Source organism: Nodosilinea sp. AN01ver1 (assembly GCF_050565655.1).
In the GTDB taxonomy this organism is placed as follows: Bacteria; Cyanobacteriota; Cyanobacteriia; order Phormidesmidales; family Phormidesmidaceae; genus Nodosilinea.
Genome location: NZ_JBNXVS010000010.1, coordinates 17,285 through 30,833, shown reverse-complemented (window position 1 = coordinate 30,833; position 13,549 = coordinate 17,285). Strand labels below are relative to the sequence as shown.

The 13,549-nt window shown below is 60.1% G+C and carries 12 protein-coding genes; 4 read left to right on the top strand and 8 right to left on the bottom strand.

Features of this window, described 5'->3' with window-relative positions; translation table 11 throughout:
- Positions 1-77: 77 nt before the first annotated feature.
- Positions 78-1,259, bottom strand: a complete 1,182-nt coding sequence (locus tag ACQ4N7_RS10470; RefSeq protein WP_430711550.1) for an iron-containing alcohol dehydrogenase — start codon at positions 1,257-1,259, stop codon at positions 78-80.
- Positions 1,260-1,607: 348 nt separating this feature from the next.
- Positions 1,608-2,933 (bottom strand): type III glutamate--ammonia ligase, encoded by a 1,326-nt coding sequence (gene glnT / locus ACQ4N7_RS10465; RefSeq protein ID WP_430711549.1) that lies wholly within the window; start codon positions 2,931-2,933, stop codon positions 1,608-1,610.
- A gap of 329 nt (positions 2,934-3,262) precedes the next feature.
- On the opposite strand from glnT, the gene ACQ4N7_RS10460 reads away from it, so the two are divergent.
- The 4 genes from ACQ4N7_RS10460 (at position 3,263) to ACQ4N7_RS10445 (ending at position 9,160) form a co-directional block, all read left to right on the top strand.
- Positions 3,263-3,820, top strand: a complete 558-nt coding sequence (locus ACQ4N7_RS10460) for a hypothetical protein (protein WP_430711548.1) — start codon at positions 3,263-3,265, stop codon at positions 3,818-3,820.
- A 323-nt stretch (positions 3,821-4,143) separates the two neighbouring features.
- Complete coding sequence (locus tag ACQ4N7_RS10455) at positions 4,144-4,872, top strand: type 1 glutamine amidotransferase (RefSeq protein ID WP_430711547.1); 729 nt, start codon at positions 4,144-4,146, stop codon at positions 4,870-4,872.
- Between the two features lie 345 nt (positions 4,873-5,217).
- Positions 5,218-6,102, top strand: coding sequence for a FecR family protein (locus ACQ4N7_RS10450; protein ID WP_430711546.1), 885 nt, complete (start codon positions 5,218-5,220; stop codon positions 6,100-6,102).
- Complete coding sequence (locus ACQ4N7_RS10445) at positions 6,083-9,160, top strand: EAL domain-containing protein (protein WP_430711545.1); 3,078 nt, start codon at positions 6,083-6,085, stop codon at positions 9,158-9,160. The genes ACQ4N7_RS10450 and ACQ4N7_RS10445 overlap by 20 nt, the downstream gene beginning before the upstream one ends.
- 150 nt (positions 9,161-9,310) lie before the next feature.
- Here the strand turns inward: ACQ4N7_RS10445 and ACQ4N7_RS10440 are convergent, their stop codons facing one another.
- The 6 genes from ACQ4N7_RS10440 to lepB form a co-directional block, all read right to left on the bottom strand.
- A complete protein-coding gene (locus tag ACQ4N7_RS10440; protein ID WP_430711544.1) occupies positions 9,311-10,810 on the bottom strand; it encodes a glutamine synthetase family protein in 1,500 nt (499 codons plus the stop codon).
- A gap of 107 nt (positions 10,811-10,917) precedes the next feature.
- Positions 10,918-11,229 (bottom strand): UPF0175 family protein, encoded by a 312-nt coding sequence (locus ACQ4N7_RS10435; protein ID WP_430711543.1) that lies wholly within the window; start codon positions 11,227-11,229, stop codon positions 10,918-10,920.
- 39 nt (positions 11,230-11,268) lie between these two features.
- Positions 11,269-11,634 (bottom strand): helix-turn-helix domain-containing protein, encoded by a 366-nt coding sequence (locus ACQ4N7_RS10430; protein WP_430711542.1) that lies wholly within the window; start codon positions 11,632-11,634, stop codon positions 11,269-11,271.
- A 145-nt stretch (positions 11,635-11,779) separates the two neighbouring features.
- The gene (locus tag ACQ4N7_RS10425) at positions 11,780-12,211 is read right to left on the bottom strand and encodes a VOC family protein (protein WP_430711541.1); all 432 of its coding nucleotides are present in this window, start codon (positions 12,209-12,211) and stop codon (positions 11,780-11,782) included.
- A gap of 4 nt (positions 12,212-12,215) precedes the next feature.
- Positions 12,216-12,827: a hypothetical protein gene (locus ACQ4N7_RS10420; protein ID WP_430711540.1), complete on the bottom strand. Its 612-nt coding sequence runs from the start codon at positions 12,825-12,827 to the stop codon at positions 12,216-12,218.
- Between the two features lie 83 nt (positions 12,828-12,910).
- Positions 12,911-13,543 carry a signal peptidase I gene (gene lepB, locus ACQ4N7_RS10415; protein ID WP_430711539.1) on the bottom strand — a complete coding sequence of 211 codons (633 nt, stop codon included), beginning with the start codon at positions 13,541-13,543 and terminating at the stop codon, positions 12,911-12,913.
- Positions 13,544-13,549 lie beyond the last annotated feature (6 nt).

Below are 13,549 nucleotides of genomic sequence, written 5' to 3'. Positions count from 1 at the left end.
GCGATGCCTATGAGCCAAGATAGTGGTGCATTGCTTCGCGAATGCACCCTACGGCTGGGTGGGAAAGAACAGGGCGACTAGAAGGCATCTTGATAGATGGCGTAGAAATCCTTCTCTGTAACGGGTCTAGGATTCAACAGATGGCAACCGTCTTTGATCGCCACCGCCACCAGCGGGTCAAGGGAATTGGGGATGACGCCCAAAGCCCCCAGCGAGGTTGGGACGCCAATGGATTCTGACAGCCCCACAATCCAATCCACAAACTCTTGGCCATCGGTAGCCTCGGGCTTGACCACCCTAGCCATCCGCAGGAATTGTTCGGGCGCGGCGGCGAGGTTAAACCGCATTGCCGCCGGCAACATAATGCCATTCGCCAACCCGTGGTGCGTGTCATACACCGTCGAGAGCGCATGGGCGCAGGAATGGGTGACGCCCAGCCCCTTTTGAAACGCGATCGCCCCCATCATCGACGCATTCAGCATCCCTCCCCGCGCCGCCAAATGGGCCGCCGCCGTCGCCTCATCAAAGCGTTCTCCTGCGCCGAGTCGCCGGGCAAAGTCCACACAAGCCTGCAAATTCTGCGCCACCAGGTGAATCCCCTCCAGCGCAATGCCATCGCAGAGCGGGTTAAAACCCTTCGCCAAAAACGCCTCAATTAGATGCGTCAGCGCATCCATGCCCGTTGCGGCGGTAATTTTAGCCGGTAGCCCCAGCAGCAGCTCCGGGTCAGCCAGCACCACCTTTGGCAACAGCTGCGGGTCGAACACAATCTTTTTAGCGTGGGTGTCATCGTCCGAAATCACCGCACTGCGGCCCACTTCGCTGCCCGTGCCCGCCGTGGTGGGGATAGCCACAATCGGCGGAATCGGCTGATCGATCGCGCGGGTACTGTGGCCGTCTTCGTAGTCAAAGAGGTGGCCGGGGTGGTTGGCCATCAGGGCGATCGCCTTCGCTACATCCATCGGTGCGCCGCCGCCAACGGCCACAATGCCATCGGCCCCGCTGGCTTGCCAGGCGTCAACCCCGGCGCTGACCTGGGAGACGACGGGGTTGCCCCAGACGCCGCTAAAGGTAGCGCTTTGGAATTCCGTCAGAGAAGCTTCTAGTTCTGGAAACCAGGGTAGCTGAGCAACATCTTTGTCGGTGACGATTAGGACGCGCTGAATGCCCAGGGCGGTGAGTTCGGCAGTAAGTTCGTGGCGTGCTCCTGGCCCAAAGCGAATGCGGGTGGGGAAGTTATAGGTAGAAATGGAAGACATTGAGAATTACGCCTTGAAAAAGAGGACTTGTAGGGTGCATCGCTGCGCGGATGCACCGTTGTCTTTGGCTAAAGACCCTGCACGCCCACGAGATTTTGGGTTGAGAGCCAAACCTGCTGCTGGGGGCGTTCCGATTGCCCCCAGACCCCGTCGGCCAGGGCCGTTCCGCCGCCCTGGACCCAACGGAAAGGATGGGTCGATCATCGGTTTAAACCTCGGCTCTGCGAAGTAACCTGCCCGGCTCTGCGATCGGCCTGAGCTACCGTAGGGTGGGCACTGCCCACCATCCACCTCGGCCACCCACCGATAAACCCGATTACGGGGCGAACGGCGGTCCCCCTTGCGGGACTAAATATTCACGTACTGGTTCATCTCCCAGGCGGTGATTTGGGCGTTGAAGGCCTCCCATTCCTTCGCTTTCATTTCGAGGAAGGTTTTGGCTCCGAGTTCGCCCATCATGTCCATCAGCAGGGGGTCTTGCTTGAGGGCGACCATCGCTTCGTAGAGGTTGTGGGGTAGGGTTTGCAGGTTGGGGAACTCGTCGCCGCGGGCGAACAGGTTTTCGTCGATGCGCTGGCCAGGGTCGGCCTGGGTTTTGATGCCGTCGAGGCCTGCGGCGAGAATGCCTGCGGTAGCCAGGTAGAGGTTGACGGCCCCGTCGATCATGCGGCACTCGAAGCGGCCTGTATCCGGAATGCGGATCAGGTGGGAGCGGTTGTTGCCGCCGTAGGAGATGTAGCGGGGGCTCCAGGTGCTGCCGGAGGTGGTGCTGCTGGCCCCTAAGCGGCGGTAGGAGTTAACGGTGGGGGCGCAGAGGGCCGCTAGCCCTTTGCCGTGGGCGAGCACCCCGCCGAGGAAGCTGTAGCCGAGGGGCGAAAGGCCGCCGCTGTCGGCACCTTCGGCAAAGAGGTTGGTGTCGCCCTGCCACAGGCTGTTGTGAACGTGGCCGCCGTTGCCAGTGATATGGCTAAAGGGTTTGGGCATAAAGGTGGCGGTAAAGCCGCGCTGCTCGGCCAGGGTTTTGACCATGTACTTAAAGAAAACGTGGCGATCGCAGGTCGTTTTAGCATCGCTGTAGGTCCAGTTCAGCTCAAACTGGCCGTTGGCGTCTTCGTGGTCGCACTGGTATGGCCCCCAGCCCAGGTCTTCCATGTAGGTGACTAGCGTTGAGATCAGGTCAAACTGGCGCATCAGGTTGAGCTGGTCGTAGCAGGGGCGCTCGGCGGTGTCTTTGGGGTCGGCAATTTCGTACCCTGTCTCGGTCTGGCGCAGCAAAAAGAACTCGGCCTCTACCCCCGTCTTGAGGGTGTAGCCCAGCGCTGCCGCCTGGTCAATGACCCGGTTCAGCATCATGCGGGGCGCGGCGGAGAAGGGTTCGCTCTCGTAGTACACATCGCTGGCGACCCAGCCCACGGTCGGCTCCCAGGGCAGCTGAATCAGCGAGTCGGGGTCGGGCACGGCGGCAATTTCTGCCGCCTCTGGCCCCAGACCCAGGTTGGAGGCAAACGAGCAGAAAAAGGCACCGTCTTTTTCTACCCCAGCCATTTGCGAAGCGGGCACCAGCTTAGCCCGGGTGCCCCCCAGCAAGTCGGTGTACGAGACTAAGAAAAACTTGATGCCGAGGGCCTTAGCCCTTTCCGTCAGGCTCTGCACCTGGGTCAACATGCCGACCATAGAACGACTCCGGGAGTTTCAGCCTAGTAAAACAGGCTGGCGAAGTCGCTTTTGTAGCTGAAGATACGGCCACTAAATCTGCGATTTCACAGCCGTTCGATCGAAACGGCAGGCTCTTGCATCGCCCCTTTCTCTGGCCCCGATAGGATTGGCGCGACGACGCCACGGCTCTACCGCCACAGCACTAACTCTCCCCTGGGGCAGAGGCATAACCCCGCCCTCTAGCCGAACCACCTGGGCCAAAACGTGGATAGCTTGTAAACAAGGCCACCCATAAGCGATTGCCCTCAACCGCAGGCAGCGCCACTTTGACACTGGATGAAACCACTATGAACAGCGATAACGACGTAAACCAAACTGGGCGAGGCGTGGATCGCAATCCCAATGCCCGTCCTGTTCCCCCAGCGCAGCAGCCGGTTGAGCGCTCTGGCCAATCTGCTGAAGATACCGGCGTTGGCGCAGCCGGAGCCAGCGTGATAGGTACGGCCATTGGAGGGATTGCCGGTGGGCCGGTGGGGGCCGTGGTCGGAGCCGCTGTGGGGGCTGTTGCAGGCGGGCTCGCGAATGAAGGCATGACCACCGGGCACGCCGATCCGGCCCTGGAAGAAAAGTACTGGCGCGACAACTACCACCGTCGTCCCTACGCCAGGTCAGGCTACAGCTATGACGACTACAGCCCGGCCTACCGCACTGGCTATGAGGGCTATGGCCGCTACTCTAGCCAGGGCCTAGATTTTAGCCAGGCAGAACTCCACCTGCGCCGAGACTACGATCGCCACAACCGCTCAGGCCGCCTCGACTGGGACCAGGCTAAAGACGCCATTCAAGACGCCTGGCATCGGCTGCAGTCTGCGGTTACAGACGACCCTCAGCGGCATCGGCGCTAGCGCGATCGCAGCCAGAGCTCGCCAAGCCCAGAGTTCGCCACAGCCCAAGTTCGCCACAGGAATTATGCGAGGGTCACTCATGCAGCGACCTGCTGTTTCTACCCAAAACCGTTTCTGTGCGGGGCAAAAACTCAGTAGTATAGAAAGTCACACTCTGTGCGAATTATTTGCCAATCTCGAAAAATTCTGAGATAACTTGATATAACAAGTTTGGTGCGCGCCAATTCAGATCACTCCAACCAGACTTGATGGCTGCGGCTGAACGAGATTGCCCTAAGCAAATATCTACCGAGCACACACCTAAAGGCTAGGTCCAACACCCTATGGATATTCTGGTTGTTCAACATGTCGAGGCCGACCCGGTTGGCATTTTGGGCCGATATCTAGAAGTGAATGGAGCCTGGCTGCACACCTGGCTGGTACCTCAGCGATCGACTCCGCCCCAGGGCCACTACGACGGGTTAATTGTGCTGGGCGGCCCCATGAATGCCTGCGAAGACGACGGCTTTCCTCACCTGGCGCGGGTGACAGATCTCATTCGTGATTTTCACAGCCAGGGCAAGCCAGTGCTGGGCATTTGCCTGGGGGCGCAGCTGATTGCGCGGGCCTTTGGCAGCCGCGTCTACCAAAACGAGATACCAGAACTGGGCTTCACGCCGCTGTTTCCGGTGGCGGAGGCGACAGAGCCCTGGATTCAGGACTACATACCGGGCATGCCGATGATGCAGTGGCACTTTGACACCTTTGATTTGCCCACCGGGGCCAGGCTGCTGCTGACCAATGAAGTCTGCGCCAATCAAGCGTTTCGCCTAGGGAGCCACACCTACGGTTTGCAGTTTCATCCCGAAGTCACGCCTGAGATTGTGATGAACTGGATCGCCTTTAAAACCGACTGGATTGAAGCCCACTACCCTCACCTGTTTGAGCAACTGCGGGAGCAGCTGGTAACGCACTGGGTGAAGTCAGCCCAGTTCACGGAAAAGCTGGCCAAAGCCTGGTACGACCAGGTGGTGGCCTCGGCTCAAACGGTATCGCTGCTGCGGCAGGGATAGGCTGCGGCAGCGAGAAAGCGTTGACCAGCCAAATCACCAAGATTTCTCAACGGCGCACCCCAGCGGATTACCGATAGCGAAGGTTCGCTGCCAGCGTCAGAGCTATAGAACCTGAGTGGTACCACCTTCATCAGCGCCATAATCGCGACCTAATGGCCCGTTGGGGTTCAGGGCGCTCCAATGAGCCGCACGATCGCTGCTCAAAGTGTGCCAACCCTCAAACCTTTCTCAATCTTTTGATCATTAATTAGTAATTGAGCCCTAGACACCGACAGCGACCGTTTAGCCTCAAAAATTACTGCGTGGGTCAGCTCAACTGGATTAAGATCATGGTAATAAATACACATGATTAACCCCATTGTGCAGCCAGTGGCCCATGTTCTAAAGCCGCGTCACCGACGACAGCGACGGCTGGTTTTGGCAGGCCTCAGCACTTTTACGGTACTGACGGTAGCTTTTGCGGCCTACGCGCTGCCCGTGAGGGTCAATCGAGGGCTGTCGGTGCGCCAGCTGCAGGGCGAGGTCGTGATGCTGCGCCCCAGCGGTTCTGACTCGGCTGCGGTGGGCGATCGCCTCAATGCGGTAGGCGACGGCCTGCGCACGGGCACGCGATCGTCGGCGGTGCTGGAGGTCGATACCGATGTGGGTTTTTTAGATGTTTCTGAGCGTACTGAGCTGCGCATTCGCACCTTAGAGATGGCTGCCGACGGTGGACGCATTACCCACCTCAGCGTGCCGCGCGGGCAGGTGCGCACAAGGCTGCGGCGCTTTACAAACCAGGGGTCGCAGTTTGAAATTGAAACCCCGGCTGGCATTAGCGGCGTACGCGGCACCGAGTTTGGTGTCAGCGTGCAGGAAAACGGCAAAACCGGCATTGCCACCCTGAGCGGAGCCGTAGATACCGCCGCCGTGGGCGAAACCGTGGCGGTGCCAGCGGGGTTTCAAAACCTGATTTGGCCGGGCGAACCGCCCACCCAGCCCGTGCCCCTGCGGGATGACCCCGGCCTATCCTACGAGCGGCAAGTGACCATTGAGAACAACACTCGCTATGTCACGTTGACGGGTCGAGTTGACCCCGTCAATACCGTCTTTGTGGATGGAACCCCCCAGACGGTCGATCGCCAGGGTGAATTTCGCCTCACCCGGCTGGCAACGGCCCGGTTGCGAGTCGAGGTTGTAGTGATCACTCCCCTTGGCCGCCAGGAAACCCATGAGATTTACCTTCTCTAGCCAGTTTTGGCGAAGGCTAGAATCGCTGTTAACGCTGAGCTTGGCTGGCCTGATTGTGCTGGGCGCAAGCGAGCTGGGCCTGCTTTTGCCCCTGGTGCAGGCCGAGTACCGGCTGCGGTTTCGCCTGCGGGGACAGCGCCCCTGGAGCGATCAGATTGTAATAATTGCCATTGATGACCCTAGCCTCGATCGTCTGGGGGCGTTTCCCTGGCCGCGACGGCGCTACGCTGAGCTGCTGCAACAGCTGCAGGCTGCGCCGCCCCAGGTGATTGTGTTTGACCTCCTGTTTAGCGACAGCAGCCCCGACGATGGCCTGTTTGCCGAGGCGATCGCCGCCTACCCCGCCGTCGTTTTGGCCTCGGCCTGGAACCGCGACGGGCAGCCCCTGGGGCCAACCCCAACCCTGGCCACGGCGGCTCTAGCCAGCGGCCACATCGCGCAGCGGCACCAGGATGGCTACATTCACAGCGTTGAACCCCTGGTGGGGGGGCAGCCAGCCCTGGCGATCGCCACCGCAGAAGCCCTCAGCCTGACCCAGCAGGCGGTGCCGCTGCCGCCGCTCGATCGCCCTCTCTGGGTCAACTGGCCCAGTTCAACCGCCGCTCTGCCCGTCTATTCCTTTGTAGAGGTGCTAGAAGGACGGGTACCGCCCCAGACCTTTGAAGGCAAAGTAGTGCTGATTGGGGCCACGGCCCTGGGCCTCGATGACTGGGTCACCCCCTTTGACACCGACCCGCCCGCCAGCGGCGTGTATTTGCACGGGGCGCTGATCGACAACCTGCTGCGGCAGCGCTGGCTGAGGCCAGCCACCGGAGGCTGGATTCTGGCGCTGGCCCTGGCGCTGGGGCTAGCCCTGCTTTCAAGGCGGGCCTTTTCGGCAGGCGATATGTTGCAGAGCGAGTCTCCCCTGCGGCGCGAGTTGCTGTATCGGCAGGGGGCCTTGATCGGCGGGCTGCTAGCCGCCTGGTGGGGGCTAGCCCTGGCGCTGTTTGAGGTCAATCTCTGGCTGCCGGTGGTGGGGCCAGCTCTGGTAGTCAGTACGGTGGGAGGCCTGGGCCTGAGTCAGCAGCTGGGGCGACAAAATCGCTGGCTCCAGCAGCTCACGGCCAGTTTGCAGCGTCGCCACGGCTCAACCCTGGTGCTGCCTGGAGATGGTGGTGCCCCTGCGGCTCTGGCTGCGCCCCAGCTCACCCCAGGCGTGGCTCAACTGGTCGAGCTGACCCAGCAGCTGGGGCGATCGCAGGCGATTCAGGCGGCCATTGCCCGCAGCTTGCCCCTGGGGCTGGTGGCGGCGGCAGCAGATGGCACCGTGTGGTTTGCCAACCCCCTGGCAGCGGAATGGCTGGCGCTGGCAGCGGGCGACAGCCTCAACACCAGCGCGCTGGCCGACTGGTTTGACGAGGGCACCTGGGCGACGCTGTGGGAACGGGTGGCCCAGGGGCAGCCGGTACCCACCCAGGTGCGGCAGCGGGGCGAGTCGTCGGCCTCTAGCCGCTGGTACGAGCTGCGTCTAGAACCGCTAGTCGCCGATGCCAACCCCCTGGCCGACCGACCCCAGGGCGCGATCGTGCTCATCGAAGACATCACCTACCGTCAGCACATAGAAACCGAGCTGCGGCGGCTCAACGAAAGCCTGGAAGACCAGGTGCAGGTGCGCACCCGGCAGCTAGAGCAGCTCAACCTGTCGCTGCACGAGCAGATTGCCGAGCGGCAGCAGGCCCAAAACCAGCTCGCCTACGAGGCTCTGCACGATGCGCTCACGGGGCTGCCCAATCGCCGCCAGTTTCTCAGCCATCTCAGCGCTCAGCTGGCCCCGCCCGAGGGCGACTTGTTCGCGGTGCTGTTCCTAGACTGCGATCGCTTCAAGCTGGTGAATGACTCCTTTGGCCACTGGGTCGGCGATGAGCTACTCAAGCGGGTGGCGACCATCGTGCAGGATTGCGTGCGACCGACCGACGTGGTGGCCCGCTTTGGCGGCGACGAGTTCACGGTGCTGCTGACCACGCTGGATCAGGTCGAAGATGCGATCGCGGTGGCCCAGCGCATTCGCCAACAGTTTGCCCAGCCGCTGACCATTCAGGAGCACCAGCTCTTTACCAACACCAGCATTGGCATCGTGATTGGCGGCCCCCAGTACCTCCACCCCGACGAGCTGCTGCGCGACGCCGATACGGCCATGTACCAGGCTAAAGTCAACGGCCTGGGCCACGCCCTGTTTGAACCCAACATGCACCTGGACGTGCGCCGCTCGCTTCAGATCGAAACGGCCCTGCGGCTGGCCCTGGAGCGGCAAGAATTTCAGCTTCACTACCAGCCGATCGTCAACCTGGCTACCCAGCAGCTAATCGGCTGCGAAGCCCTGCTGCGCTGGCTCCACCCCGAGCGGGGGCTGCTGCTGCCCGGCGAGTTTTTAGCCATTGCCGAAAGCTCGGGGCTGCTGCTGCCCATCGGCAGCTGGGCGCTGCAAGAGGCCTGTAGCCAAATGCAGCGCTGGCGTCGCCGCAGCCTGATTACCCCAGAGGCGATCATGAGCGTCAATCTGTCGGCCACTCAGTTTTTACAGCCCGATTTGGTGGCTATTGTCGACGGCATTTTAGCCACCAGCGAGCTGCCCGCCGCCAACCTCAAGCTCGAAATTACCGAATCTGTGGTGATGGAAAACCCCGCCCAGGCGGTGCAGATGATTCAGGCGCTGCGCGATCGCGGCATTCGCCTCAGCATTGACGACTTTGGCACTGGCTACTCGTCGCTAGGCTACCTGCAGCAGCTGCCGGTCGATATTCTCAAAATCGATCGCAGCTTCATTGTCGACATCCACCAGAGTTCCCAGCAGTACGGCATTGTAGAGGCCATTATTCGCCTCGCCGCCCACCTCAATATTCAGGTGATTGCCGAGGGCATTGAGCTGTTTCCTCAGCTCCAGTCGCTGGCTCAGCTGGGCTGTGAATTTGGCCAAGGCCACCTGTTTGCTCGCCCGCTGAGCGTGAGCCAGTTTAGCCAGTATTTGCGGCGCGAGGGCGGGGGGAAGGGGAGGGGAGGAGAAGGGGGTAAGAGGTGAGGCGATGAGGAAGTGAGGGGATAAGGAGGTGAGGAGCCGGTGATACCTGATCGGCATCTGATTACCCCAAGGCAGACACGGGCAAACTCGTAGGGGCAAACGGCGTTTGCCCTACCCAAACCAATGCCTTAAGCCAGCACCTTCAAACCTTTAAGGCAAGCAGTCCATATAGTTCTCCACGTCCCAGTTGGTGGTGGTGGCCAAAAAGCGAATCCACTCATCCCGCTTGTACTGGTCGTAGAGGCGGTACATTTCCCCCGGTAGCGCCGACTGTATCACCTCGTCAGTAGCCAGCGCGTCCAGCGCTTCGCCCAGCGACATGGGCAGCTTTTTCACCTGCTTGCCGTTGTCCATCGCCTCGTAAATATTGCGCTGCTCGGGTTGACCGGGGTCGAGCTGGCGGCTGAGGCCGTCGTCAAAGGCCTTGAGAATAGCGGCAGCCATCAGGTAGGGGTTCACCATCGAGTCGACCGCGCGGTACTCAAAGCGACCCGGTGCCGACACCCGCAGGCCGCAGGTGCGGTTTTGGTAGCCCCAGTCAGAGTAGACCGGAGCCCAAAAGCCCGCATCCCACAGGCGGCGGTAGGAGTTGACCGTCGAGCAGCCGATCGCGGTCAGCGCGGGCAGGTGCGCAATCACGCCACCAATGCAGTGCAGCCCCACCGGGCCAGGTATCCGCTTCGAAGCCCCTTCCACCGGCATAAACGTATTCTCGCCGCCCCGATGGTAGGTGTAGTTGCCCTCCAGGCCGGGCAGGGTGTCAAAGCCAAAGGTCTTAATCGCCGTCTCGCCGCCCCGCCACAGCGACAGGTTGTGGTGGCAGCCCGAGGCCGATACGCCCATAAACGGCTTCGACATAAAGCAGGCAATCAGGTCAAACTCGCGCGCTACCTGGGCGCAGATCTGGCGGTAGGTGGTGAGGCGATCGGCGGTGCGCACCGCATCGTCAAACATAAAGTTCAGCTCTAGCTGCCCCGGCGCATCCTCATGGTCGCCCTGAATCATGTCCAGCCCCATGGCCCGCCCGTACTCGATCACCCGCAGAAACACCGGGCGCAGCTCTTCAAACTGGTCGATGTGGTAGCAGTTGGGCTTGGTCACGCCGCCGTTGGGCTTGCCGTCGGGGCCTTTTTTGAGCCACATCATCTCAGGTTCGCAGCCGTGGCGCAGTTGCAAGCCATGCTTGGCCTGAAATTCGGCATGGATGCGCTTGAGATTGCCGCGACAGTCGCCGGTCAAAAACGCTGCCGCATCGATCTCTTCTTCCCGATTGCGAAAGCAGACGCAGTAAACCCGAGCGACTCGCTTATCCCACGGCAGCTGGCAGAAAGTCTCAGGGTCAGGAATCGCCACCAGTTCAGCCGCCTCTGGCCCATAGCCCAGGTACTGACTGTTGCGATCCATCGCCAGGTTGACGGTGGCTCCGTAGACCAGCTGAAAGCCATTTTCCGCCGTAGTCTCCCAGTAGTCGGCAGGGATGCCCTTGCCGACAATGCGCCCGGTGACGGAGACAAACTGGTAATAGATGTACTGAATCCCCAGCTCGTTGATTTTGGCCCGCACCTGCTTAACCAATTCGTCGCGCCCCTCGGCAACGACGTAGCGCTCTAGATCGGTCGAGGTATCGACCCGCGTTAGCACTCCAGTCACCGTGAGACCTCCTAGTTTGCAGAGCAGAATGGTCTCAGTAAAGCCAACTTGTCATAACAAGTTTGTAGCGCTTGATACGTGAACTAGAACCCAGCGTCGCGGCAGGCCTACTCTTCCCCAGCTTGCCGCCGAACGGTTTGCATTAAGCTGTTATCTAATGCTTCAGCAGCAGCGATTTCAGTCTCTAGCTCTGCGACAGACTCGGTAAAATAGGGTACCTGGTGCCGAGCCAAAATTTGGATAAAGTCCCACTTGGAGATGGCTAAAATCTCTGCGCCTTTGCCCGCAGATATCCGCCCCTGGCGAAACAGCTCTAGCGCAACCAACTCAAGCACCTGACTGGCTAGCTGTTTTTCGGGAATATCTAAGGCTCCTAACAGATCTCTGGGCAGTCGCAGGCTAACGGTTAGATCACTCATAGGTGTTGTTTGACGCGGAGGATTCTTTATCTAGCATGGTCACTTTTTCAGAGTTGTGCCAGAGTCTTGAGTCGCAGCCTGAAACACTGTAGGACTATCCAAACTAGAAAAATTGGTGATTTTGACTGATCCTTCGGGGAAGCGAGCAATAATCTCTAGCTCTCCGCCCATGGCTTCGATGTGGCTGCGTAGGGTTGAAATATAGGCATCGGCGCGTTTTTCCATTTTTGCGATCGCAGGCTGATTCACCTTCAACACCTCAGCCAGTATTTTTTGAGACAGCCCCCGAGCTTGTCGAATTTCTTGCAGAGGCATCTCCGCACGCATAGCGGCAGCCTTTGCCGCTGCCCGAGCTTGTGCTTCTGGCGACATGCGAGATTTTAGTTCTGAAAATTTTTTAGCCATCGAGTAAATCCTCTTTTCGTAATTGCGCCAGATGATCCCCATGAGTTGCGCGTCTACAATAGCCCATGTGTTTATGCAGCCCGATCATGTACTTTCACTGCCAGGCCATTAACCTGCGATCGCGCGACCTTCACGCCTCGATCGCCTACTCCGCATCCCCAACCTGTTTTTGCTCCACCTCGCCAAAGATGGCGCTGGGGTGGCAGTAGTACTTAAACTCCAGCAGGTTGTAGAAGGGATCCTGCAAAAAGAAGGTGCGATGCTCTAGCGTGGTGCCTGGAAAGCGGCGCTTTTCGCCCTGGTGAAAGGTGAGCGTTTGCACCTTGGCGCGGTGCAGCAGAGCTTCCCAATCGGTTTCGGCCAAAAACACCAGGCCAAAGTGGCGGGGATAAATGCCCTTTTGGGGCACTAGGTCGGTAGTGGTGTGGGCCACCAGCTGATGGCCATACAGGTTGAGAATGAGCGAGTTAGGGGTTTCTCGCCCCGGTTCACAGCCCAGACCATTCACATAAAAGGTCTTTGCGACAGGAATGTCGGCCACAGGAAAGGCCAGATGAAAGAGGACGGCAGCATCCATAGACCTAGGCCACTACCTGGTGATCGACGGCGTTGAGCAGGGCTTTGAGGGCAGTGTCTTCGGCCTGGCTGATCTGCTGGTCGAGTAGGGCGATGTGGATCGCTTTAGACAGCACAAAGGCCGCCACGTCAGGCTCTAGCTGCTCGACTAAAACCTCCATTGGCATCGGCACTTTGAGGGCGCTTTGAATGCCTCCCAGCATCGCTTCATCCATGCCCATCGCCACCAGGTGGGGCTTTAAGTTGGCCCATTCTTCCAGCGGGTCTTGACCACTGGCCTGCAAAATAGACGCCAGCAGCCGCTGCACCTTGCTCTGCTGAGTCGCAGACATAGCCGTGTAGGCGAGGGTTTCGGCTTCGACGGTGGTGCTTTTATCCTGGTTGAGGTTGTTGAGAATTTGCTGCCACTCGGCCTGGGTGCACTGCTCGGGCTTGCCCACGCAGAGCGACACCTGAATGCGATCGCCCGTCGTGTGCAGATGAGTCACTTCTGCGTGAATGCCCAGGTAGCCCAGCCACTGCGACACCATGCCCACCAGTTTGCCGCTGGCCGACGGGGCCTGGGTGAGCGTTTGCACCTGGGTACGCACCAGGGGGCGAACAAGCTGTACAAGCATGGGCGCTGCCTCAGAACTGGGTGATCACAAGTCGCCTTGATCTTACACAACCCGTCAAGCTGAGGTGGTAATGCAGTACGCCGTTAGCTAACCGGGCCAAGGCGATCGAGGGGCCAGAACCGAAACCGGGCCCGACCAATGATGTTTTGCTGGGGCAGCCCGCCCCAGACGTGGGAGTCGTTGCTGTCATTGCGGTTGTCGCCCATGACAAACACCTGCCCGGCTGGCACCGTTACCGGATCAAGGGTGTAGGCGGGAGGTTCAAGAATGTAGGGCTCTTGCAGAGGTTGCCCATCGACGAGCACCTGCCCCTGCACCACTGCAACCGTTTGGCCCGGTTCGCCAATGATGCGTTTGATAAAGGCCTGGCGGGTTTCGTAGCCCAGGCGCGTGAGCTGAGGCGGCGGCGCAAACACCACAATGTCGCCCCGATGCGGGGGCTGCCAGCGGTAGCTGACTTTGTCAACCAGCAGGCGATCGCCAATATGCAGGGTCGGGTCCATTGAGTTGGAGGGAATGTAGCGCGGTTCAGCGATTAGCACCCGCACCGTGAGGGCGATCGCCAGCGCGATCGCCAGCACCCGCAGGTTGCCCCACTGCCCCTGCCACAGCGATCGCCACCGCCCTGCGGCATTAGTTTTTGGGGCGTTTTCTGGGGTAGCGCGATCGCCCTCGGCAGGGGACGGTGTAGCCTGGTCAGTAAGCTTAGGATCCATAGACAT